This is a genomic window from Clostridium sp. OM05-5BH (assembly GCF_003481505.1).
In the GTDB taxonomy this organism is placed as follows: Bacteria; Bacillota; Clostridia; order Lachnospirales; family Lachnospiraceae; genus Otoolea; species Otoolea fessa.
The window spans coordinates 272-21,052 of sequence record NZ_QULJ01000017.1; the positions used below are offsets into that span (position 1 = coordinate 272).

The 20,781-nt window shown below is 50.4% G+C and carries 28 protein-coding genes and 1 pseudogene; 26 read left to right on the plus strand and 3 right to left on the minus strand.

Translation table 11 applies throughout. The annotated features are described in order from the left end of the window. Nucleotides 1–279: 279 nt before the first annotated feature. From DXB70_RS13510 to DXB70_RS13550, 9 genes and pseudogenes are all read left to right on the plus strand, one after another. On the plus strand, nt 280–636 hold the full coding sequence (locus DXB70_RS13510) for a hypothetical protein (RefSeq protein WP_009901612.1): 357 nt from the start codon (nt 280–282) through the stop codon (nt 634–636). Next, the gene (locus DXB70_RS13515; protein WP_107001185.1) at nt 623–1,708 is read left to right on the plus strand and encodes a DNA cytosine methyltransferase; all 1,086 of its coding nucleotides are present in this window, start codon (nt 623–625) and stop codon (nt 1,706–1,708) included. The genes DXB70_RS13510 and DXB70_RS13515 overlap by 14 nt, the downstream gene beginning before the upstream one ends. Nucleotides 1,709–1,712: 4 nt before the next feature. Further along, nucleotides 1,713–2,426, plus strand: coding sequence for an antirestriction protein ArdA (locus tag DXB70_RS13520; RefSeq protein ID WP_107001184.1), 714 nt, complete (start codon nt 1,713–1,715; stop codon nt 2,424–2,426). Between the two features lie 14 nt (nt 2,427–2,440). Next, nucleotides 2,441–3,490 carry a hypothetical protein gene (locus DXB70_RS13525; RefSeq protein WP_107001183.1) on the plus strand — a complete coding sequence of 350 codons (1,050 nt, stop codon included), beginning with the start codon at nt 2,441–2,443 and terminating at the stop codon, nt 3,488–3,490. Nucleotides 3,491–3,581: 91 nt separating this feature from the next. Beyond that, the gene (locus DXB70_RS13530; RefSeq protein ID WP_107001182.1) at nt 3,582–4,052 is read left to right on the plus strand and encodes a PcfB family protein; all 471 of its coding nucleotides are present in this window, start codon (nt 3,582–3,584) and stop codon (nt 4,050–4,052) included. After that, nucleotides 4,049–4,999 (plus strand): annotated as a pseudogene (locus DXB70_RS13535) (type IV secretory system conjugative DNA transfer family protein); the annotation flags it as partial. The gene DXB70_RS13530 and the pseudogene DXB70_RS13535, both read left to right, overlap by 4 nt. Before the next feature lie 91 nt (nt 5,000–5,090). Continuing rightward, a complete protein-coding gene (locus DXB70_RS13540) occupies nt 5,091–6,971 on the plus strand; it encodes a recombinase family protein (protein ID WP_024738625.1) in 1,881 nt (626 codons plus the stop codon). Nucleotides 6,972–6,997: 26 nt separating this feature from the next. After that, entirely contained in the window at nt 6,998–7,351 is a 354-nt protein-coding gene (locus tag DXB70_RS13545; protein WP_024738626.1) for a TnpV protein, read from the plus strand. Between the two features lie 16 nt (nt 7,352–7,367). Next, entirely contained in the window at nt 7,368–7,667 is a 300-nt protein-coding gene (locus DXB70_RS13550; protein ID WP_024738627.1) for a hypothetical protein, read from the plus strand. Between the two features lie 27 nt (nt 7,668–7,694). Here the strand turns inward: DXB70_RS13550 and DXB70_RS13555 are convergent, their stop codons facing one another. Continuing rightward, a complete protein-coding gene (locus DXB70_RS13555; RefSeq protein WP_005933665.1) occupies nt 7,695–8,063 on the minus strand; it encodes a helix-turn-helix transcriptional regulator in 369 nt (122 codons plus the stop codon). Between the two features lie 144 nt (nt 8,064–8,207). On the opposite strand from DXB70_RS13555, the gene DXB70_RS13560 reads away from it, so the two are divergent. The 12 genes from DXB70_RS13560 (at nt 8,208) to mobQ (ending at nt 16,942) form a co-directional block, all read left to right on the plus strand. Continuing rightward, the gene (locus DXB70_RS13560; RefSeq protein ID WP_024738628.1) at nt 8,208–8,396 is read left to right on the plus strand and encodes a helix-turn-helix domain-containing protein; all 189 of its coding nucleotides are present in this window, start codon (nt 8,208–8,210) and stop codon (nt 8,394–8,396) included. Next, entirely contained in the window at nt 8,389–9,081 is a 693-nt protein-coding gene (locus DXB70_RS13565) for a response regulator transcription factor (RefSeq protein WP_024738629.1), read from the plus strand. Before DXB70_RS13560 ends, DXB70_RS13565 begins: the two co-directional genes overlap by 8 nt. A 5-nt stretch (nt 9,082–9,086) precedes the next feature. Continuing rightward, on the plus strand, nt 9,087–10,004 hold the full coding sequence (locus tag DXB70_RS13570; RefSeq protein WP_118673469.1) for a HAMP domain-containing sensor histidine kinase: 918 nt from the start codon (nt 9,087–9,089) through the stop codon (nt 10,002–10,004). Between the two features lie 134 nt (nt 10,005–10,138). After that, entirely contained in the window at nt 10,139–11,065 is a 927-nt protein-coding gene (locus tag DXB70_RS13575; protein ID WP_024738631.1) for an ABC transporter ATP-binding protein, read from the plus strand. Then, nucleotides 11,058–11,843, plus strand: coding sequence for an ABC transporter permease (locus tag DXB70_RS13580; protein WP_024738632.1), 786 nt, complete (start codon nt 11,058–11,060; stop codon nt 11,841–11,843). The genes DXB70_RS13575 and DXB70_RS13580 overlap by 8 nt, the downstream gene beginning before the upstream one ends. A 2-nt stretch (nt 11,844–11,845) precedes the next feature. Then, nucleotides 11,846–12,625 (plus strand): ABC transporter permease, encoded by a 780-nt coding sequence (locus DXB70_RS13585; protein ID WP_024738633.1) that lies wholly within the window; start codon nt 11,846–11,848, stop codon nt 12,623–12,625. 7 nt (nt 12,626–12,632) lie between these two features. Then, nucleotides 12,633–13,094 (plus strand): hypothetical protein, encoded by a 462-nt coding sequence (locus DXB70_RS13590; RefSeq protein WP_024738634.1) that lies wholly within the window; start codon nt 12,633–12,635, stop codon nt 13,092–13,094. A 454-nt stretch (nt 13,095–13,548) separates the two neighbouring features. After that, nucleotides 13,549–13,962, plus strand: coding sequence for a sigma factor-like helix-turn-helix DNA-binding protein (locus tag DXB70_RS13595; protein WP_007860240.1), 414 nt, complete (start codon nt 13,549–13,551; stop codon nt 13,960–13,962). A gap of 103 nt (nt 13,963–14,065) precedes the next feature. After that, complete coding sequence (locus tag DXB70_RS13600) at nt 14,066–14,518, plus strand: RNA polymerase subunit sigma-24 (RefSeq protein ID WP_118673470.1); 453 nt, start codon at nt 14,066–14,068, stop codon at nt 14,516–14,518. A gap of 10 nt (nt 14,519–14,528) precedes the next feature. Then, nucleotides 14,529–14,990, plus strand: coding sequence for a sigma factor-like helix-turn-helix DNA-binding protein (locus DXB70_RS13605; protein WP_117751293.1), 462 nt, complete (start codon nt 14,529–14,531; stop codon nt 14,988–14,990). Nucleotides 14,991–15,018: 28 nt separating this feature from the next. Beyond that, complete coding sequence (locus DXB70_RS13610) at nt 15,019–15,309, plus strand: DUF3847 domain-containing protein (protein ID WP_118673471.1); 291 nt, start codon at nt 15,019–15,021, stop codon at nt 15,307–15,309. Nucleotides 15,310–15,496: 187 nt separating this feature from the next. After that, a complete protein-coding gene (gene mobQ / locus DXB70_RS13615) occupies nt 15,497–16,942 on the plus strand; it encodes a MobQ family relaxase (protein WP_118673472.1) in 1,446 nt (481 codons plus the stop codon). Between the two features lie 107 nt (nt 16,943–17,049). Here the strand turns inward: mobQ and DXB70_RS13620 are convergent, their stop codons facing one another. Continuing rightward, on the minus strand, nt 17,050–17,340 hold the full coding sequence (locus DXB70_RS13620) for a type II toxin-antitoxin system YafQ family toxin (protein WP_002596328.1): 291 nt from the start codon (nt 17,338–17,340) through the stop codon (nt 17,050–17,052). Next, entirely contained in the window at nt 17,337–17,615 is a 279-nt protein-coding gene (locus DXB70_RS13625; RefSeq protein ID WP_005924829.1) for a type II toxin-antitoxin system RelB/DinJ family antitoxin, read from the minus strand. The genes DXB70_RS13620 and DXB70_RS13625 overlap by 4 nt, the downstream gene beginning before the upstream one ends. A gap of 126 nt (nt 17,616–17,741) precedes the next feature. On the opposite strand from DXB70_RS13625, the gene DXB70_RS13630 reads away from it, so the two are divergent. The 5 genes from DXB70_RS13630 to DXB70_RS13650 all read left to right on the plus strand — a co-directional run bounded on the left by DXB70_RS13630 (nt 17,742) and on the right by DXB70_RS13650 (nt 20,529). Beyond that, nucleotides 17,742–18,140, plus strand: coding sequence for a cysteine-rich VLP domain-containing protein (locus DXB70_RS13630; RefSeq protein WP_118673473.1), 399 nt, complete (start codon nt 17,742–17,744; stop codon nt 18,138–18,140). A 113-nt stretch (nt 18,141–18,253) separates the two neighbouring features. Next, nucleotides 18,254–18,988 (plus strand): phage replisome organizer N-terminal domain-containing protein, encoded by a 735-nt coding sequence (locus DXB70_RS13635; RefSeq protein ID WP_117522858.1) that lies wholly within the window; start codon nt 18,254–18,256, stop codon nt 18,986–18,988. Beyond that, nucleotides 18,985–19,848 (plus strand): ATP-binding protein, encoded by an 864-nt coding sequence (locus tag DXB70_RS13640; RefSeq protein WP_118673474.1) that lies wholly within the window; start codon nt 18,985–18,987, stop codon nt 19,846–19,848. The genes DXB70_RS13635 and DXB70_RS13640 overlap by 4 nt, the downstream gene beginning before the upstream one ends. Nucleotides 19,849–19,891: 43 nt before the next feature. Continuing rightward, entirely contained in the window at nt 19,892–20,086 is a 195-nt protein-coding gene (locus DXB70_RS13645; RefSeq protein WP_015533371.1) for a transposon-encoded TnpW family protein, read from the plus strand. 77 nt (nt 20,087–20,163) lie between these two features. Further along, nucleotides 20,164–20,529 (plus strand): hypothetical protein, encoded by a 366-nt coding sequence (locus DXB70_RS13650; RefSeq protein ID WP_024739823.1) that lies wholly within the window; start codon nt 20,164–20,166, stop codon nt 20,527–20,529. Nucleotides 20,530–20,781 lie beyond the last annotated feature (252 nt).

Here is a 20,781-nt window from a genome sequence, read left to right on the forward strand (position 1 = left end):
ATTGCGGGGCTCTGCCCCGCGCCCCGAAGCTCTGGAGATATAAATGATTCCCCGTCGCCAGTTATTCCGTAGCATAGCCGGGAAAATCAGTCAAGGGCAGCGCCGCCGCAGGCGGTGCCAGAGGCACCCTTGACGGATTTCTCCCGGTTATGCTTTTTCCCGGTCAAGCGACGGGGATATAAATTCTCCAGAGCCGTTCCCCTTCCCGGGGGAAGGGGCGGAGGGATTGGGCGAACTCTTGCTTTTCCCTAAACCAAAACAGAAATGGAGGCTCAACCAATGAAACGACCTTTAGCGTACCTGACCGCCGCATGGAGCGGCGAGCCGGATGTTGATATGGAGCTGGCGGCTCACTACTGCCGCCTTGCTTATGAGGCGGGCTTTTCCCCGATCTGCCCGCTCTTGTACCTGCCGCTGTTTTTGAATGACAGCGTTCCCGAGGAACATAAGGCCGGGATTGATATGCGCCGGGATATGCTGCGGCGTTCTCATACCCTGATCGTCTGCGGCAGCGTTGTGGACGAGGATGTGAAAAACGATATTGCGGTTGCCGGACGGCTGGGCATTGCGGCGACAACGCTGGAAGGGGTGCTTGCCGTGAAGGGACACGGCACCCCGGGCCATGCCGGACATTAAGCTGGGGAGCCTTTTCGACGGGATCGGCGTGTTCCCTCTGGCTGCTTCCCGGTGCGGTATCCGTCCGGTCTGGGCCAGCGAGATTGAAAAAGCGCCCATCTCCATAACCAAAAGGCACTTTCCCGATATGGCGCATTTGGGAGATATTACGAAGGTGGACGGCGGGAAAATCCCGCCGGTCCATGTGATAACCTTCGGTTCCCCCTGTCAGAACCTTTCTCTGATCGGCAACCGCTCCGGCCTTGCCGGGGCAAAATCAAGCCTGTTCTATCAGGCGTTTCGTATCATACAGGAAATGAGGGATGCTACTGATAACCTATATCCAGCTATCGCTGTTTGGGAAAACGTCATGGGAGCGTTTTCTACAAATGACCGGATGGACTTTAGAGCCGTCCTATCCGCCTTCTCGGACACCGAAGTTCCAATGCCTCCTTCGGGAAGATGGGGAAATGCCGGAATGGTGCGAGGGGGAACGCCTGATGTGTGCTGGCGGCTCATGGACGCCCAGTATTGGGCAGGCACCCGAAGGCTGGCACGAAGGCAGCGGATTTTCGTCGTGGCGGATTTTGGAGGCAGACGTGCCGCAGACATACTATTTAAGCCCCGTCCAATGCTCCCACTTCCTCCGCCTTGCGGAGAGGGCGGGCGGGCCGCCGCCGAAGGAGATCGAACAGCTTCTTTTGAAACAGGGCGGCAGATACCAGTCATCCACCCCTTTCAGTGCTTCCGTATGCGGGGAGCGGCAAAAAGGCAGGAAGAAACGGCCTTCCGAAACAGCTTCGGATTACCAACTGACCCTTTTCCCACTCTTTTAGCCAGTGACGTGACGCCCTTCGCCTTCTGGTATGAGGGCGACCCGGAGGGCGGCTGTATCCGTTTTCTGACGGAAACGGAAAGCGAACGGCTGATGGGGCTGCCAGAGGGCTGGACAAAGTACGGGGCGGACGGCGTGGAGATCCGGCCTCTGCAACGCTACAAGGCGCTGGGGAACGCGATTGCCCTCCCTTGCGCCGATTACATTATGGCCGGGATCTATGAGGTGCTGGCTGACCGGGCCGGAAAGGAGGAATGAGCCCATGTTTGAAGCCTATATAACCAACACCGCCCTGTACCCCTTGATGGGGATTGAGGTAGGGACAACGGTACATTTCCCCACGACGACACAGGAGTTGCAGGCCGCCCTTGCCAAAATCGGGATAGACGGGAAACGGTACAGCGAAGTGTTCTTTACCAGCTTTGACAGCGATGTGCTGGGGCTCTACGATCATCTCTACGAATGTGAGAACATCGACGAGCTGAACGAGCTGGGCCACGCCCTGCTGGAAGTACGGGATAAGGGCGGACTGGAAACCTTTGAAGCCGCTCTTGTCTTGGGAAACCACACACGGAGCGTGAAGGATTTGATAAACCTGACGCAGAACCTTGACCTTTACCGCTTTTACCCGGATATTTCCGATGATGAAGGGCTGGGCCGCCTTTACGCCGACGAGCTTGGGACCATCGACATACCGGAGCACATTCAGAACTACTTCGATTATGAAGCATACGGGCGGGATGTGCGTATCAACGAGGGCGGCGTATTCGCTCCCGGTGGATATGTGTCGGCAGTCCCGGAGGGCTTCAAGGAGTATTACCACGGGCCGCAGGACATTCCGCCGGAACACCGGATATTTGCCTATCCTGAAAAGGCCGAACCTGTCCACTCCATTCTCGTTGCACTCAAACGGTTTCAAGAAGCCCCGCCCGCTCCGAAAAAGGACAAGGCGGGGCCTTCCCATGAAGAACGGTAGGACTTCGGGCCAGCATGGCCCGAAGCATGAAGGAGGTGCATACCATCAACTATTACCCTATCAATGAAGGAGCCGCCCGCCGGGCAAAGGAAATGAACAGCTTTTCCGACTACAAGGAAGGGAGCGCAACGGCGGAATACCGGGCAATGGTGGACAAGGCCGCCGCCATAGCGGAAAAGCAGAAATCCCGGGTGGCCCCCATGTACCATGAGAAGATCGACCATTTGTTAGACACCTATGCCCGAAAGCTGGCTGAAAACATGAACCAGGGCTTTGCCATTGACGCAAGGGTTCCCTCTGTGATGATCGCCGGACCTGCCAATTTCCCGGTGGGGAAGAAGGAAAAACAGAACCGGGCCCGGGACAGCAACATGGAGGAATGGCAGTATATTCAAGGGCTGCTGGATAAGATACGCAGTACCGGCATGGGCGGGATCAGCGCCGATGACCCGGCAGCGATTGAAAAGCTCCAGAAGAAGCTGGACGGGCTGGAACGCTCCCAGCTCATTATGAAGGAGGTCAACGCCTATTACCGCAAGCATGGCAAACTGGATGGCTGTGCGCTGCTGTCGCCGGACCAGATCGAAAAGCTGAAAGCAAGCATGGCGTCAAGCTGGCGGAGCGACCCGAGGCCCTTTGAAAGCTACCAGCTTACCAACAACAACGCGGAGATCCGCCGGGTAAAGGCCCGTATCGAACAGCTTTCCAAACAGGCACAGCAGGAATTTTCCGGCTGGGAGTTCGATGGGGGTCGTGTGGAAATGAACCGGGAGGACAACCGCTTGCAGGTGTTCTTTGACGGAAAGCCTGACGCGGACACCCGGGCCGAGCTGAAAAGCAGCGGCTTTCGTTGGGCTCCCAGCGTGGGTGCATGGCAGAGGCAGCTCACGGACAACGCCATCCGGGCGGCTGACCGGCTGGAATGTATCAAGCCGCTGTCCGGCGAAAAGCCCTCCCAGCTTCAAAAGAAGCCCTCTATCTTGCAGACCATGCGGGAACAGGGCGAAAAAGTCCAGACGGAGCCGGAAAAGAAAGCTCCGTCCGGCAGGGATGCCGAGCGGTAAGCCTCGGGCCACATTGGCCCGAGGCTTTCTGTTCGCCGAGATTGTACGGGGGCCTCCCGGATAGCGGGAACCCCGACGGAAAGGAGGTTTTATGCAGGAAGAAGTAAACCAAAAAACGGTTGCCCTTTCGATCAGGACAACGAAGCTCACGGGAAAAGTGCTGGCTGCCGCTCTTGGGAAGGTGGTGCGGACGCTGCAAAAGCACCACCGGAAGGCGCTGACCCCACAGGGACGCCAGAGTGTGAAAAAGCTGATGAACCACTATGGCGGCAAAAGCGCCATGCCCTATGTGGGAGCCCCGAAGGATTTTGACCGGATCGCGAAGGAGTTCCATGTGGACTACGCTTTCCATAAAGTGAGCCCCGGCCATTACCTGCTGTTTTTCAAAGCCAATCAGGCGGACGCTATCACGGCGGCCTTCCAGAAGTACAGTGCAAAGGTGCTGGACAAAGAGCAGGACAAGCCTTCTATCCTCGGCCAGCTTCGGAAATTCACGGAGCAGATCAGGACGCAGGCAAAGGAGAAGCAGCGGACCAGAGAGGCGGTGAAGGACGGACGTTGAGTGACAAGATCAGAAAATATGTGCTCCCCAACCTGCCGTACCTCTTTGTGTTCTGGTTTTTTTCCAAAATCGGGACGGCCTACCGGACTGCACCCGGCACAGACTTCGGGACAAAGCTCATGGGGATGCTCGACACCTTCCCGAAAGCCTTTGAAACCTACTGGCCGGGGCTGGGCGGTATTGACCTGCTGGTGGGCCTTGCCGGTGCGGCTGGGATGTATCTGCTGATACAGTCAAAGATCAGGAAGGCAAAAAAATTCCGGCGGGATGCAGAGTACGGCACCGCCCGCTTTGGAACAAAGGAGGATATAAAGCCGTTTGTAGACCCTAAATTTCAGAACAATGTCATTTTAACCGGGACGGAGTTCCTTACCATGAACACCCGTCCGAAGGTACCTGCCAATGCCCGGAACCTAAACGCCTGTGTCATCGGCTCGTCCGGCTCGGGAAAGACAAGGTTCTGGCTGCCCCCGCAGCTCCTTCAAGCCCATTCCTCGTATGTGGTGGTAGACCCGAAGGGCGGCACCCTCGACCAGTGCGGGCGGTTCCTGCAAAGGGAAAAATACAGGGTGCGGGTGTTCAACAGTATCGACTTCTCCAAATCCATGCACTACAATCCGCTGGCCTATATCAAGACGGAAAGCGATGTTTTGAAATTCGTTACCGCCCTGATTGCCAATACCAAAGGCGATGGCAAGGAGGGCGACGAGTTCTGGACAAAAGCCGAAACCCTTTTGTACTGCGCCCTTGTGGCCTATATCGTCTTTGAGGGGCCGGAGGAAGAACGCAACATGAATACGCTGGTGGAAATGATAAACAGCATGGAAGTCCGGGAAGATGACGAAACCTTCAAAAATGCGGTTGACTATATGTTCGATGGGCTGGAACGCCGCAGTCCCCAGCACTTCGCTGTGAGACAGTATAAGAAATACAAGCTGGCCAGCGGAGATGTATGCTCTAAGTGACTTCTTAATCATGGTTTTTGTCATGGTTAGTGAAGCAGTCACTTAGAGCATTTTTGTTTCAGGAGGTACAGCCATGAGAAATGAAAAAATTACCCCACTGTACGAGCGCCTGAGCCGGGACGATGAGTTACAGGGCGAGAGCAACTCCATATCCAACCAAAAACAGATGTTAGAGGATTTTGCCCGCCGGAATGGGCTGCCCAACCCTACGCACTTTACCGATGATGGTATCTCAGGCACCCGGTTTGACCGCCCCGGATTTTTGGCGATGATGGAGGAAGTGGAGGCAGGGCGTGTAGAGGCAATCGTCATCAAGGACATGAGCCGGTTAGGACGCGACTATCTAAAGGTCGGTCAGGTCATGGAGGTTTTGCGGCAGCGCGGCGTTCGGCTGATTGCGATCAATGATGGTGTGGACAGTCTGAAAGGCGATGACGATTTTACCCCGTTCCGCAACATCATGAATGAATTTTACGCCCGTGATACCAGTCGAAAAATCCGCTCTGTGTTTAAGTCAAAAGGCATGAGCGGCAAGCACCTGACCGGTACTGTGATTTACGGCTACTTGTGGGATGAAAAGCGGGAGCATTGGTTGGTAGATGAGGAAGCTTCCGAAGTGGTACGCCGTATCTTCTCCCTCACGCTGGAGGGATATGGGCCTTATCAGATCGCCTGCAAATTATCCACAGACCGGATTGAAATTCCTGTCGTACACCTTGCCCGCTTCAACGAGGGTGTGAACCGTTCAAAGCCGGTCAAAGACCCCTATGGATGGGGATCATCTACCATCGTGAACATTTTGAAAAAACGAGAGTATTTAGGGCATACCATCAATTTCAAGACCCGCAAGCACTTTAAGGACAAGAAAAGCCACTATGTTTCTGAGGACGAATGGACGATCTTTGAGAATACCCATGAAGCCATTATCGACCAGCAGACCTTTGATTTGGCGCAGAAAATCCGCAGCAATGTACGGCGTTATCCAAACGGCTGGGGCGAAGCAGCTCCCCTCACAGGCTTGCTCTATTGTGCCGATTGCGGCGGCAAGATGTATGTCCACCGCACCAACAATGGCAAGCGGGTTTCTCAATATACCTGTTCCAATTATACCAAAGTTCCGTGTGGGACACTATGCCCTACACAACACCGTATCAATGAGAGTGCCGTTCTGACATTGGTTTCCGACACGCTCCGGGCTATTGCTGAATATTCCAAAAATGATCGGACGGAATTTATTCACACTGTTCAGGAGACGCAGGTTGCCCAACAGAGTGCCGATATAGCGAAAAAGCGCAGGCGTCTGGCCGCTGCTCAAAAGAGATCCGGAGAACTGGAAAAACTGATTTGCAAAATCTATGAGGACAACACCCTCGGCAAGCTGCCGGATGCACGATATAGGGCACTTGATGCACAGTATGCCAAAGAGCAGGACGCACTTGAGATTGAAATTGCAGAGCTGGAAAAGGCTGTTACTGGCTACGAGCAAAGCCAGAAATCAGCGGAGAAATTTATAGCCCTGATTGATAAGTACGAGAATTTTGACACGCTGACAAACACCATGCTCAACGAGTTTGTAGAGAAAATCCTTGTCCACGAACGCGCCAGAAAAGGCAGTCAGGACACCACGCAGGAAATTGAAATCTACTTCAATTTTTTAGGACGCTATATCCCACCATCCTTACAGCCGGTTCCTTTAACACCGGAGGAACAGGAAGAATTGCGAAAAAAAGAAGAACGCAAGGACAGGCTCCATCAGAACTATTTGAAACGAAAAGCCAGCGGCGCACAGAAACGGTATGAGAACAAAATCAAGGCGAAGAAAAAAGCGGAAATGGACGCTAAGAAAGCCCTGATTCGGGCTGAGGATATGAAAAAAGGTGTTTTTTCTACTGTCGGGCAGCTACCAAAAGAAGAACCGCGCAAAGGCGGCATAGCAGCCAGCGCAGCAGTCTAATCATCACGGAGCAAAGGAGAATGAATATGAGTAAGTTGACTTACATTCGTTGTGGAGATTATGATATACCCAACCTAAAACTTTCTGAACAGCCGGAAACTTCTATTGGCAAGTACGGCAGGATGCGAAAATCCTACCTGAAGGAACATCACCCCATTCTCTACAACCAACTACTGATGAGCGAGAAGCTGTATCCGCACCTGATAGAGATTGACCGGACAGCGCGGGAGCGTATGGACGCCATGTTACCTCACATGATGGAGGTTGCGGGTGTCACTGAGGAACTGAAAGCCTGTGATCCTATGCGTTGGGTGGGGCTGATGAACACATTAACGGCACAGATTGAGGAAATTTTAATCAGGGAACTGATTTGCAGATGAATGGGAGGTGCGGGAAATGCTGACCTTTGAAAAGGTTTTGAAAGTGTTTCAGGCATATCTGGATGATGACCCTCTGTATGAGGTGGTTCAGACCAGTCATGGTTATACATTGATGGCATGGGAACCCCACCGGAATGACTGGTACAGCGCAGAAATACAGAAAACCCCGGAGGATTTACGGAACGCTTTGTTGGGTACATACGCCAACTTTCTGGAAGATAAGATTACTGGAAATGACCGTGACCTGACTGTGACAGAAACCGGAGAAATCCAGCAGAGGTGTCGGGAACTTTTGGAAAAGTGCCGGGAACCTTGATATAGAAATGCCAGAAGGAGGCCGCGATTATGCGTCCTCCTTCTGCTTCGCAGTCTGTTCCATTTTGAGCGCCCCGTCTATGGCACCTTCGATAATCGGCAGGTATTCTTCAGGGCAAAGCTTCAGCTTGTGGCTGACCCGTTGCCGCTGTTCGCTTTCTTCTCGCATAATCTCCGGGTTAAAATACCGTTCCACGGGAAGTCCGCAGACCTTAATCAACTGGATCATCACAGGCAGGCTCGGAATCGCACCTTGATTCTCAATGTTGGCAAGATACCGCCATTCAATCCCAACCATTTCTGCCAATGTTTTTCGTGCCAGACGCTTTGCCTCTCGTGCAGCTTTGACATCTGCGCCGAAGGTTTCAAAACCGGGACAATCTTCAACTTTCGCCATATAACATCACCCAGTTACATTGTATAATTCATACTTTGCCCGTGGAATGTTGCTATATGCAGGTTAGTTGAAGTTTATAATTCACATTTCGTTCCTTGCATTGTTCGAGAAAGAGAACTATAATGTACTCTGTGGAGGTGCGGAATGGACTATATGACATTGAAAGAGGCCGCCGAAAAGTGGGGCGTGACACCTCGTAGGGTAAATTATTATTGCGCCGGAGGGCGCATTCCCGGCGCTGTGAAGATGGCTGGTGTTTGGCTGATCCCAAAGAACGCAGAAAAGCCGATTGACGGAAGGACAAAACAAGGGAAGGGGTTGCACCATGAATAAAATCCTGATTATAGATGATGACAAAGAGCTGTGCGCTTTGATTAAACGTAGCGTACAAGCAGAAAACATAGAAGCTGATTTTTGTAATACCGGAAAAGAGGGCTTACAAAAATTAAGAGAGCAGGAATACCAGCTTGTGGTGCTGGATGTGATGATGCCCGGCATGGACGGGTTTGAAACGCTGGAAGAAATTCGCAAGGAGTACAGCTTGCCGATTTTGATGTTCACATCTAAAAATGACAGCATTTCTAAAGTACGGGGCTTACGGGCCGGAGCGGACGATTATCTTACAAAACCGTTTGATATGGATGAACTGATTGCCCGTATTGCGTCTCTTATTCGCCGCTACACTCGCTTTAATCAGCAAGCTGGAGCCATACAAAAGCTAAATTTTGACGGATTGCAGATTGACCTTGAAAATCGTTCTGCTACTACATCAAACGGCACTTTTGAACTGCCCCCAAAGGAATTTGATTTGCTCCTGTACTGTGCAAAACATCAAGGGAAAATTTTGACCAAACAGCAGATTTATGAGGAAGTATGGGGCGAAGAATATTTCTATGATGACAGTAACATTATGGCGATTATCAGTCGGCTTCGTAAAAAATTAGAAGTCAATCCTTCAAGCCCAAAGTATATACAAACGGTCAAAGGGATTGGCTACCGGTTTAATAAGGAGGTGTAGTCAGCATGGAAATTATCGTATTCTTGTCCATTGTGATTGCTGTTGTGGCTGTATTGACTTCCATCGTTCTCGTTCGGCGTGTAAAAAAACAAATAGCAGAAATGACCGATGTGCTGGTTGATGTGAAAAACGGAAATGGCAACCGGCGTATTCTATCTGCAACAAATGAACTGACAGCACCTCTTGCCTATGAAATCAATGAGATCGTTGTGGCCTATGAAAGCAGACTTTCAACTGTACGGCAGACAGAAGAAACCAACCGCCAGCTTATGACGAGCCTTTCCCATGACGTGCGAACGCCCCTTACTACTCTGCTTGGGTATCTTGACGCTGCACACAAAGGACTGGTCACAGGAAAAGACCGGGATGATTATATTGAAACCGCCCGTCGGAAAGCCCATGATCTGAAAGAATACATTGATGTACTCTTTGACTGGTTCAAGTTAAATTCAAACGAGTTTGCTTTGGAGATCCAGAGCGTTGAGGTTGCAGAGCTGACAAGAAATATTCTGATCGACTGGATACCGATTTTTGAGGATAAACAGGTTGATTATGACATTGATATTCCTGAACAGCCTGTCCGGGTAAGATTGGATATGGATAGCTATATGAGGATCATCAATAACCTTATTCAAAATGTAATCGCTCACAGCCATGCGGACAAAATCAAAATTTCCCTATCGAAGAAGGAAAATAACATGGAGCTGCTGCTGGCGGATAATGGAGTGGGAATTGAGAAAGAAGATTTGAAACACATATTTGAACGGCTTTATAAGTGTGATAAAGGACGCTCTGAAAAAGGCAGCGGACTTGGTCTTTCTATTGTCCATCAGCTTGTAGAAAAGATGGGTGGAAATATAACAGTTGAAAGTTTGCCGGGAAAAGGAACTGAATTTATGTTGCTTTTTCCCTTGGAGAGTTAAGCGGGTTCCCGTCTTTATGGCGGGAGCCTTTGTCATTTTACTGGATTTCAAATTGCAAGGTTAATGCAAGGTTGCGGCAAGGTTAATGCAAGGTTGGCATGATAGAATACCTTACAGAACAGGAGGTTTTGAATATGGATACAAATTATATCATTGAAACAAAAAATCTGACAAAGCAATACGGCTCACAAAAGAGTGTGGCTGACTTAAATATCCATGTCAAGCGTGGGAGAATTTATGGTCTGTTGGGTAGAAACGGAGCCGGAAAAACCACAACTATGAAAATGCTGTTGGGCTTAACGAAGCCGACTTCCGGGGAGGTCAAAATCTGGGGAAAGTCTTTGCAAGGGAATGAAAAGAAGCTGTTGCCCCGTATCGGAAGCCTGATTGAGTCCCCCGGTTTTTATCCCAATCTGACCGGCACAGAGAACCTGCGTATCTTTGCTACTCTGCGGGGCGTACCAAACAATCATGCCATCAAAGATGCTCTGGATCTGGTAGGACTGCCCTACAAAGATAAAAAGCTCTTTTCACAGTATTCTCTTGGTATGAAGCAGCGGCTTGCCATCGCCCTTGCCGTTATGCACGATCCGGAGCTTTTGATTTTGGATGAGCCGATCAACGGCCTCGATCCCATCGGTATTGCAGAAGTACGTTCCTTTATTCGTGAGCTTTGTGACGCGCGAGGAAAAACCATTTTGATTTCCAGTCACATTCTTTCGGAGATTTCCTTGCTGGCTGACGATATTGGAATTATCGACCACGGCGCATTGCTGGAAGAAGAAAGCCTTGCTGAGCTGGAGCAAAAAAGCAGTAAGCATATCCGTTTTACGCTTTCGGATACTGCACAGGCGGCAAGAATTTTGGAACGCAATTTCCATGAAAACCATTTTTCCATACAGGACGACCACAATCTGCGTCTACACAATATGGAGCTACCCGTGGGGAAAATTGTAACTGCTTTTGTAGAAAACGGATTGGAGGTATCAGAAGCACATACCTGTGAAGAAAGTCTTGAAGATTACTTCAAGCGTGTGACAGGGGGCGAAGGAATTGCTTAAACTAATCAAATGCGAATTTTTGAAATTGAAACGGAAGAAATTTATTCCGCTGATTATTTTGGCTGCGTTCCTGTTTCCAATCCCGCTGACTTATCTGATGACAACGCCCTCTATGATGGAGCGATATACGGATCGGGCAGATGCTTTCGATGGACTATTTAACATGGTGTTGGGATATGGTATCCAGTTTTTACTGCCCTGCATTATCGGAGTGATTGCCGCTATTCTGTTTTTTATGGAACGCGACAATGATACATTCAAAAATCTGCGTACAATTCCCGTAACCAGCACGCAAATGGTACTTGCAAAGATTATTGTCCTTTTTATCTTTGGAATTGTTTTTTGCGTGGCTTCTACCATTGCAACAATTCTTTGCGGAATTGGAACATTAGAAGTTTATGGAATTGGTTATAAGCTGTTTTTGGCGGTTGAAACGGGGATCTTCATTACGGCAGGAACACTCCCGTTGATTGTCCTTGTTGTCTTTTTCAGTAAGACCTATGTTTTTTCCATTTTGTTGTGTGTCTTTTACAGCGTTCTGAACATGAGTGCTACGGCATTGTTTGACACACTGCCTAAAACTATGTTATGGCTTCTGCCCACGCCACTGACTACATTTTGGAGTGCGGGAGATATGGCGGCTCATGGAATAAAAATGGACTTGGAGCAAATGACAGGGCTAATTCCCTCAACATTTCAAGTTGTATTCATTCTTGGGATTATGGCATTCGTTTCGTTCTTACTGATTGACAGATTATATAAGCAGAGGGGGGAATAAACATGGTTCGCATTGTAAAAACAGAATTTTATAAATTGAAAAGGTATCATATCCTTTGGGCGGGCGTTGCACTCATGCTCCTATCCGTCCTGCTGACCTTGTTTACCTCTATGGCGAATGATGGTTCCGTTTGGGATTTTGCCTATCTTACAGAACAGGTCATCAAAAACAATATGTCCATGATTTTTCCGATGTGTATCAGCCTAATTGCTGGATATATGATTTCTCGTGAGCAGACGGATGACACATTGAAAAATATTCTGACTGTGCCGATCTCTTTTAAGAAACTGTTGACCGGAAAATTGATTGTGTGCGGCGTATTGTCTATTATTTTCGGGCTGATATGCAGTCTGTTTACAATCATAGCAGAAATGATTGTGGGATTTCCCGGCTTTGAGATTTCCTTAGCTCTAAAAGCAGCCTTGCAGATTACTGCGGTTAATTTCTTTTTATATCTTGCGGTTCTGCCGATTATCGCTCTTACTTGTCGGAGTGCAGGCAGCTTTTTAGTCGGTGTAATCATTGCTTTTGTCTATGGATATGGAGGGATGTTTGCCGCTGGAAATATGACATTAGCAAACCTTTATCCGATTACCGCAAGTCTTGGAATGGTAGGCTACCGTAGCTATGATACCGCAGTCAACTGGAATATCGGAACCTGTTCTTGCAGTCTTGCGCTTGCTGTCGTTATTTCTGCCATCTTGATTTTGTGCATGAAAGAACGAGAAGCAACCCAAACAAAGAAAAAGGCCAAAAAGGTAGCTCCAAAGAAAGGCTGGTGATGATTTTATGAAGAAAATAGTTTTAGCATTGGCATTTGTCCTTTTGGGAAGTTTTATGCTTTCTGGCTGTTCAAAAGATGAAATTCTCGATCATTATAATAATATCGTTCAGTCGGCTGGAGCCATAGAACTTACAGGAAAGTCATCTTTGGAAGGAACAAAAGAAAAAGGGATCGATGATTATACGGGAACTTATACGGCTGATTATGAGGATTTTTCAGATACAGAGTATTTGTTCGGAGGAACTTCCATAAAAAGAGAAGCCGGTAAGGAACTGTCTATTGACTGCACTTTGGAGGTTACGGAAGGTACTGCAAAAGTATTTTGGATTTCTGGATCTGATAAAGCAGTCACTTTGATTGAAACAACCGGAACTTATAGTGACACAATTACACTTCCTGATGGTGGAAATTATATCGGAATTGAATGCGAGAGTTTCACAGGAAGCATTGAATTAAATATTGAATAACATTCTGCCGGACGACGGCAAAAGAAAAAAAGCCGTCGTAGAGCAGACAATTTGACACGCCCATTTGAAACGGCGGCTTTGATTTTCAGAGCCGCCGTTTCTTTTCGTCCACGCTAAACCAACGACGACCTAACACCGTGTAAATCCACGGCGGCACATAGGAGGATTGCCGCCGTGTCTATTTTTGCCTTTTTTCACAGTCCCCATGACCTGCACCAGCTAAAAAAAGCCTGTTCCCAGCAGCGGAGCAATGCGGTCAGAAGTATGCACTATACCATGTAACTAAACAGCAAAATATACTCTATTACGCTCGTATGGCTTTATGCCGTCCGGGCGCTTTTTTGTCTCTATGGAGCCGGAACATCGGGTCAGCATGGCCCGAACTTTATCCCCGGTGCCGTTCTCCGCCGCCCCATTCAGATTTACCAAAAAAATCTGAATGGAGGAAAGGCAGATGGAAGTTACCATCAATTATAACGGACAAGCTGTGGCCGTGGAGGTTACGCTGGAAGTCTATGAATTTCTTGACCGGGCCGATCATAAAACGGAGAACCTGTTCCATGAACAGCGGCGGCATTGGGATGGCCGGGAGTTTGACGAGTACATCATTACCACCGAGGGTGTAGGGGTCTACGGCGAAACGCCGGAGGAATACCTTTGCCGCATGGAAACGCTGCATGAGCTGATGGCTGTTCTGGACACCTGTACCGAGGCCCAGCGCCGCCGGTTCCTGCTCTATGCGCTTGACGGGCTGAGCCTTGCAGAGATCGGTGTGCTGTGCGGCTGCTCCAAAGTGGCTGTGTATCAAAGTGTGGAGGCGGTCAGAAAAAAATTTATAAATTTCTTTGAGAACAGGCTTAACGAATGACCTGTTTTCTGGCTACCAAGTGAAAGGGATCATTTCCCTTATCTCAGCGAGGGGCGGACAGCGGACGAGCTGCCCGCCTCTCCAATTTTCAGGAGGTAAGCCTATGAAAACAATCAATCTGCGGTGGATGTATCCCCACTACCGGCATGACGAGTTTGTGGATGTTACGGACGAAGTGTGGGCAGCGATGTATCAGGCCCAGCGGGAGATGGAGAACTATGAGCGCCGGAAAGTCTACCACCGCGCCTACTACTCTCTGGACGCATACAGCTGGCTGGAAAATTACGCACTGGAACACAGCAGATCGCCGGAAGATATTTTGCTGGAACGAGAAGAAATGACCACCCGACTATACCTGATTGCAGCTCTGCCGGTGGCTCTGGCTCATGCCACTCCGACACAGGCCCGCCGTGTTCACGCCTACTACATTGCTGGTATCAAGCAGCCGGAAATCTCTCGGATAGAGGGCGTCCACAGCAGCAAGGTCAGCGTTGCCATCCGCCGGGGGCTGCGGAATATGCGCCGCTGCTATGATGGCCTTTTCCAAACAGAGTGAGGGCATGCCTATGCAGACCATCAATCTCAAACAATATTATCCATTTTGCAAAGAGGACATTTTTGTGGAGGTGTCCGATGAGATCGTCGAAGCGTTTCTTCTGGACAAGAGAGCCGAGGCCGCCAGAGATCGCAAGATGTTCCGGTATAAGGCGTTTTATTCCCTCGATTGTAACGACGGAATCGAAAATGCTGCAATCGGCTGGGCGCAGTCATCGCCGGAGGATCATCTGATAGAAAAAGAAGAATTAGCCGAATACGAAGAACTGATACGGCGATTGTATGAAGCCATTTCCTCCCTGCCGTCTATGCAGGCTCGCCGTGTCCACGCCCGCTATATGCTGGGTATGAAAGTGAAAGATATTGCCGCAATGGAGGGTATCACGCCATCACAGGCGGGAAAATCCATCCACGCTGCACTGCGGAGGCTGCGCCGGTACTTTGCTCGACAGAAATGGACGGTCAATCTATGAGTATTTTCAAAGAAAAGAGGTGCCTGACATGAACGAAAAAATTACAGCCCACCCCCAAAAAGAAGAACGGGAGAAAGTCCTGAAGGAGATCCGGCAGCTTGAAAACCGAAAGAAGCTTTTGGAGAACAAGCAGCGGAACGAAGAACGCAGGGTTCGCACCCGCCGCCTGATTGAGCGCGGAGCCATTTTGGAGGGGATTTTCCCGCTGGCTCCCGACCTTTCCGGCGCGGAGGTCAAAACATTTCTGATTGCCCTGTCCCATCTTCCGGGGGCTGCGGAATTGACTGCAAACCTGCCAAAATCCGGGGACACGCCATAAGTCCCTTGTTTACAAGGGCGCACTTATACACCGTTGCCGGTGTCGTGCGCCCTGCCGGGGGCTGTTGCGCTCTCCGAGCGCGATGGGGCGCTACACTCCCCAAACCCCTTGTGCGCCCCGCGCAGCCAGACACCCGCTTCGCGTCTGTCCGGCTCCACGGAGCCTGAATACCCCTTACCGAAAGGAGGTGCCACCCATAGATTTTTGTCATATTCCCGTTAGTATCATCAAGCGCAGCGAGGGCCGTTCCGCTGTTGCCGCAGCCGCCTACCGCAGCGGAACAAAGCTGACGAATGAATGGGACGGCCTTACCCACGATTACACCCGCAAGGGCGGCGTTGTCCATGCGGAGATCATGCTGCCCGCCCACGCCCCGCGGTCATTTGCAGACCGCTCCACCCTTTGGAACAGTGTGGAGCAGATCGAGAAAGCCAGGGACAGCCAGCTTGCCCGCGAGATCGAGGCGGCTTTGCCCCGCGAACTGTCCAGGGAACAGCAGCTTGCCCTTGTCCGGGCCTATGTGAAGGACAATTTTGTAGACAAAGGAATGTGTGCCGACTTTGCTATCCATGACAAGGGAACAGGCAATCCTCATGTCCATATCATGCTGACGCTCCGGCCTTTGAAAGAAAATGGACAGTGGGGCGCAAAGTGCCGCAAGGCATACGATCTGGACGAGAATGGACAGCGTATCCCGGATGGGAAAGGCGGTTGGAAAAATCACAGAGTGGATACAACCGACTGGAACGATAAAGGAAATGTGGAGATTTGGCGGGCGGCATGGGCGGCCTGCACCAACCGGGCGCTGGAATCTGCCGGTAGACCGGAGCGCATTGACCACCGCAGCTACAAGCGGCAGGGCATTGATAAAATCCCCTCTGTCCATCTGGGGCCAGCTGCCAGCCAAATGGAAAAGCGCGGTATCCGCACCGACAAGGGGGAAGTAAACCGACAGATCGCCGCCGACAACAAACTGCTGAAAGAAATTAAAGCCCGCATTACCCGTCTTTATCGCTGGTCGAAAGCCGAAACGGAAAAACCACAAACGCAGCAAAGCAGCTTGACCGCCTTGTGGGAGGCCCAGCAGCAGTTGAACGCTCCCCACACCCGCACCGGCAAAATCCGGGCTTTGCAGGAAAGCGCTGCACTATTCAGCTTTTTGCAGGCAAACGGCATCCAGTCTATGCAGCAGCTTCATGAAAAAATCGCTGATATGAACAGCCGTTACTATGACCTGCGGGGAAAGATCGTCAAGGCCGAGCGCCGGATCGCCATTCTTACCGAACGCGGGGAGATGTGGGAACAGTACAACCAGTACAAGTCCATCCACAAGCAGCTTGCCAAAGTAAAGCCGGAAAAACGGGAACAGTTTGAACAGCGCCACAGCCGGGAACTGATTCTGTATGACGCAGCGGCCCGGTATCTGAAAGAACTGAAAGACAGCGGCGAGGCAATCACCCCAAAGGCATGGCAGCTGGAAATTGACCAGCTGGCCGCCGGAAAGCAGACGGACACGCTTGCCATGAAAGCCATGCGGGAGGATTTGAAAGCAGTGGAACGGCTCCGCAAAACCGCCGAGCAGCTGTCCAGACAGGAACGGGACAAGTCTCACGACCGTGGGCCGGAGCGGTAAAGGCTACCGCGTTTTGGCGTACCCCTGTCAAGTGCGTCGCGTTTCACGACATACCTTTGCATACAGAAAAACCGCCGTACAGGTTTCCCCATACGGCGGCAGACTGTTTATTTGCCGAACAAGTCGCTGTGTGTGCCGGTGCGGGCCAGCGTCAGCACCAGAACATCATCTTCTATGCGGTAGACAAGCAGCCAGTCCGGGAGAATGTGACATTCCCGATGGCCTGCCCAATCGCCGGACAGGTCATGGTCACGGTTCTTATCCGGCAGCGGTTCGCCCATCGCCAGCAACGCTACGACCTGCTCCAGCAGCTCGATTTTCAAGCCACGCTTGATGGCTCGTTTGTAGTCTTTTTTGAAACTGGTCGTGTACTTGACGGTATATTTGGTTTCTTTCATCTTTTCAGGTCAGCAAACAACTCGTCAAGGTCATTGTAGCCCTTTACAGACGGGTCTTTTGCAATCCTTTCCGCTTCCAGCATGGCAGCAACCGTTTCTTTGTTCGGCTGTTCCAGCCTTACTTCAAAGGGAATGCCGCCTTCACGAAGCGACTGGCGCACAAAGATGTTAAACGCCGTAGTCAGGTTCATGCCAAGTTCAGTAAACAGTGCGTCCGCCTGTGCTTTCAAATCTGCGTCCATGCGGATACTGATGTTTGTGGTATTTCCAGCCATACGATCAACCCCTTTCTGCTGGCAATTATAGTATATGCCATTTGCACGAAGAAAACAATACTTTGCACGAATATTTAACAATAAATTCATTCAAGGAGGTTACTGGCTTTATGAAAGAAATCATTTATGAAGAACAATAAGTCTGAACCTATCCCAGTCATGGATTACCGCCAGTACCGCAGAGTGCGGAGGCTGGTGCATGAGTGCTGTAACTACATCGACGGAAACTGTATCGCCCTGGACGATGGGGAGGAATGTGTCTGTGTCCAGTCTATTTCCTACTCCCTGTTGTGCAGGTGGTTTCGGGCGGCGGTATTACCGCAGGATAAGGAACTGGAAACGGCGCTGTTCCACCGGCTGAATGCTAAGAAATGCTCCGTATGTAGGGCGCTGTTTACCCCCGGTTCCAACCGGGCCAAATACTGCCCGGAATGTGCCGCACGCATGAAGCGGATCAATGCCGCAAAGCGCAAACGGAAACAACGGGAGAAATGTCACGCTTTAGGGGCTGAAAAACCCTTGTAAATCAAGGCTTTTTTCGAGGGTGTCAAAGGCAGTCTGATAGATTTATCCTCTGCCCCCTAAAATAGCCTTAAAATGCGTACAGAATCCCAAGAGAAACCCCAAGGAGGAACCCTATGTCAGACAACCGAAAATATTATTACCTGAAACTCAAAGAAAACTATTTTGACGATGATTCCATCGTGCTGCTGGAAAGTATGCAGGATGGTGTGCTGTATTCCAACATTCTGCTCAAGCTGTATCTGAAATCGCTGAAACATGGCGGACGGCTTCAACTTGACGAGGACATTCCTTACACGGCGCAGATGATCGCCACCATTACCCGCCAGCAGATCGGCACTGTGGAGAGAGCCTTGCAGATCTTTTTGAAGCTGGGTCTTGTGGAGGTGCTGGACAGCGGCACATTCTACATGAGCAACATCGAACTTTTAATCGGCCAGTCCTCTACCGAGGCTGAGCGAAAGCGGGCTGCAAGGCTTCAAAATAAGGCTCTTTCTGCGCCCCGGACAAACGGCGGACATTTGTCCGACATTCGTCCACCAGAGATAGAGATAGAGTTAGAGAAAGAGATAGAGATAAAGAGAGAGATAGAGAAGGGACACCCCGCCCCCGCCTATGGCCGTTACCAGAATGTTTTCCTGACAGATGAAGAACTGGCAGACTTGCAGGCCAGCTTTCCCACCGTATGGGGCCAGTACATCGAAAAACTGTCCGAGTACATGGCTTCTACCGGCAAGCGTTATCAGAGCCATGCAGCGACCATCCGGCGCTGGGCCGGTGAGGACGCTAAAAAAGCTGTCACACCCTCACGCAACCGGGATTACAGCGTAAAGGAGGATGAAACTGTATGATTGAGATTACCGCAGAAATCCGGGCGCTGATTGACAAGGCAGCCGCCGGTATGGAACTGGCCGGGGACGAGTACATAGACCCGGCAGACGGGCTCATTCACTGTAAGAAATGCGGCGGCCAGAGGCAGACCGTTGTGCCATGCTTCGGGAAATCCGGCTACTTTATGCCGCGCTGCATCTGCCAGTGCCAGCGGGAGGCTGAGGAGCAGCGCAAGGCTGCTGAAGAACGGCAGCGCCGCATGGAGCGTATCAAACGCCGAAAGGCACAGGGCTTGCAAGACCGTTATCTGTACGACTACACATTTTCCAATGATAACGGGCAAAACCCATTGATGGACAAGGCTCATGCCTATGTGGAGAACTGGAAAGAGGCATATAAGAGCAATATCGGGCTTTTGCTGTTTGGAGATGTGGGAACCGGCAAGTCTTTCTTCGCCGGATGTATTGCCAACGCTTTGCTTGACCAGGATGTGCCGGTGCTGATGACAAACTTCCCCACCATTCTGAACCGCCTGACCGGGATGTTCTCTGAGGACAGGTCGGAGTTTATTGCCAGCTTTGACGAGTATGACCTGCTTATCATTGACGATCTGGGAGTAGAGCGCAGTACCGAATATGCTATGGAGCAGATGTTTTTCGTCATCGACAGCCGCTACCGCAGCCGCAGGCCCATGATTATCACAACAAACTTGAAACTGTCCGAGCTGAAAAACCCGCCTGATCTGGCCCACGCCCGTATCTATGACCGTATTCTGGAACGGTGTGCGCCGATTCTTTTTGACGGGAAGAATTTCCGGGAAGAAAATGCCGGTGCTACCCGACAGACAGCAAAAGACATTGTAAACAGTAAGCAAGACTGATTTTTTACCGGGCGGCACAGACCCGTTCGGAGAAAGGAGCGCCATGAACAGAGAACCCCGTACTATGCAGGTGGCAGACGCCGCTACTGCGTCCAGAGCGCCGGAAAACACGCCAGCGATGGTAAAGAAAATCGGCAAGACAACCTACAAGGTTCATGTCCATTTCAGCAATACCAGCACAGAAACCATGAGCGATAAAATCAAGCGTATGCTCAAAAATGAAATTCAGCAGATGTGACAGACTGATAAACGAAGCCGCCTTGTGCTAAACTGATGATGGTACGCACCAAAATTTTTGTCAAGGAGGATACGAAAATGCTTTACACAGAAAAAGAGAAGCATGAAATTGAACGAGTAAAGGAGGTCTTTGCGGAACATCTGCGGCAAAGTCCTGATTTTGAACTGCTCTGGTCGGACAAGGTAGGCTATGTCTGGCTGACGATTGGCGTAAATCCGCTTTATGTGGATACTGGCATCAGGATAGAATCAGCCGCTGATCTCTGCGGTAGATGTTTGGATGATGTTGCTACGGATGTTTTATATATGACGGGCAACGATCACGCGCTGGAAGCAGCCGATCCGCTGGAATTGGCCGAAATCAAGCGGCGCTGGGAGCCATATATCAACCAGCTGCCAGACTATGCGTATCTCTGCAAAGACCTGCTGAACGGAAAAATGTAATCTATCAAACGAGGTGTCAGGAGCCATACGGTGCTTCTGGCACCTTTTTTGTAGATTTTTTGTGAATTTGATTAAAAAGTCCTTGACAATTTGTCTCTGGCAAGACAGCTAAAAGCATACTGATTAGCTGCGGAGCCAGACTTGCCCCCTTTGACATTCCCCAGCTTCGGGAGATCATGTCCTATGACGAACTGGAGCTTGATAAGCTGGGGGATGAAAAATCAGCGCTGTTCTTCCTTATCAGCGACACGG

Bases quoted from the DNA above. Each gene is read 5' to 3' on its own strand.
- DXB70_RS13510 (WP_009901612.1), top strand. From the start codon at position 280: ATGAAACGACCTTTAGCGTACCTGACCGCCGCATGGAGCGGCGAGCCG.
- DXB70_RS13515 (WP_107001185.1), top strand. From the start codon at position 623: ATGCCGGACATTAAGCTGGGGAGCCTTTTCGACGGGATCGGCGTGTTC.
- DXB70_RS13520 (WP_107001184.1), top strand. From the start codon at position 1,713: ATGTTTGAAGCCTATATAACCAACACCGCCCTGTACCCCTTGATGGGG.
- DXB70_RS13525 (WP_107001183.1), top strand. From the start codon at position 2,441: ATGGCCCGAAGCATGAAGGAGGTGCATACCATCAACTATTACCCTATC.
- DXB70_RS13530 (WP_107001182.1), top strand. From the start codon at position 3,582: ATGCAGGAAGAAGTAAACCAAAAAACGGTTGCCCTTTCGATCAGGACA.
- DXB70_RS13540 (WP_024738625.1), top strand. From the start codon at position 5,091: ATGAGAAATGAAAAAATTACCCCACTGTACGAGCGCCTGAGCCGGGAC.
- DXB70_RS13545 (WP_024738626.1), top strand. From the start codon at position 6,998: ATGAGTAAGTTGACTTACATTCGTTGTGGAGATTATGATATACCCAAC.
- DXB70_RS13550 (WP_024738627.1), top strand. From the start codon at position 7,368: ATGCTGACCTTTGAAAAGGTTTTGAAAGTGTTTCAGGCATATCTGGAT.
- DXB70_RS13555 (WP_005933665.1), bottom strand. From the start codon at position 8,063: ATGGCGAAAGTTGAAGATTGTCCCGGTTTTGAAACCTTCGGCGCAGAT.
- DXB70_RS13560 (WP_024738628.1), top strand. From the start codon at position 8,208: ATGGACTATATGACATTGAAAGAGGCCGCCGAAAAGTGGGGCGTGACA.
- DXB70_RS13565 (WP_024738629.1), top strand. From the start codon at position 8,389: ATGAATAAAATCCTGATTATAGATGATGACAAAGAGCTGTGCGCTTTG.
- DXB70_RS13570 (WP_118673469.1), top strand. From the start codon at position 9,087: ATGGAAATTATCGTATTCTTGTCCATTGTGATTGCTGTTGTGGCTGTA.
- DXB70_RS13575 (WP_024738631.1), top strand. From the start codon at position 10,139: ATGGATACAAATTATATCATTGAAACAAAAAATCTGACAAAGCAATAC.
- DXB70_RS13585 (WP_024738633.1), top strand. From the start codon at position 11,846: ATGGTTCGCATTGTAAAAACAGAATTTTATAAATTGAAAAGGTATCAT.
- DXB70_RS13590 (WP_024738634.1), top strand. From the start codon at position 12,633: ATGAAGAAAATAGTTTTAGCATTGGCATTTGTCCTTTTGGGAAGTTTT.
- DXB70_RS13595 (WP_007860240.1), top strand. From the start codon at position 13,549: ATGGAAGTTACCATCAATTATAACGGACAAGCTGTGGCCGTGGAGGTT.
- DXB70_RS13600 (WP_118673470.1), top strand. From the start codon at position 14,066: ATGAAAACAATCAATCTGCGGTGGATGTATCCCCACTACCGGCATGAC.
- DXB70_RS13605 (WP_117751293.1), top strand. From the start codon at position 14,529: ATGCAGACCATCAATCTCAAACAATATTATCCATTTTGCAAAGAGGAC.
- DXB70_RS13610 (WP_118673471.1), top strand. From the start codon at position 15,019: ATGAACGAAAAAATTACAGCCCACCCCCAAAAAGAAGAACGGGAGAAA.
- DXB70_RS13620 (WP_002596328.1), bottom strand. From the start codon at position 17,340: ATGAAAGAAACCAAATATACCGTCAAGTACACGACCAGTTTCAAAAAA.
- DXB70_RS13625 (WP_005924829.1), bottom strand. From the start codon at position 17,615: ATGGCTGGAAATACCACAAACATCAGTATCCGCATGGACGCAGATTTG.
- DXB70_RS13630 (WP_118673473.1), top strand. From the start codon at position 17,742: ATGAAGAACAATAAGTCTGAACCTATCCCAGTCATGGATTACCGCCAG.
- DXB70_RS13635 (WP_117522858.1), top strand. From the start codon at position 18,254: ATGTCAGACAACCGAAAATATTATTACCTGAAACTCAAAGAAAACTAT.
- DXB70_RS13640 (WP_118673474.1), top strand. From the start codon at position 18,985: ATGATTGAGATTACCGCAGAAATCCGGGCGCTGATTGACAAGGCAGCC.
- DXB70_RS13645 (WP_015533371.1), top strand. From the start codon at position 19,892: ATGAACAGAGAACCCCGTACTATGCAGGTGGCAGACGCCGCTACTGCG.
- DXB70_RS13650 (WP_024739823.1), top strand. From the start codon at position 20,164: ATGCTTTACACAGAAAAAGAGAAGCATGAAATTGAACGAGTAAAGGAG.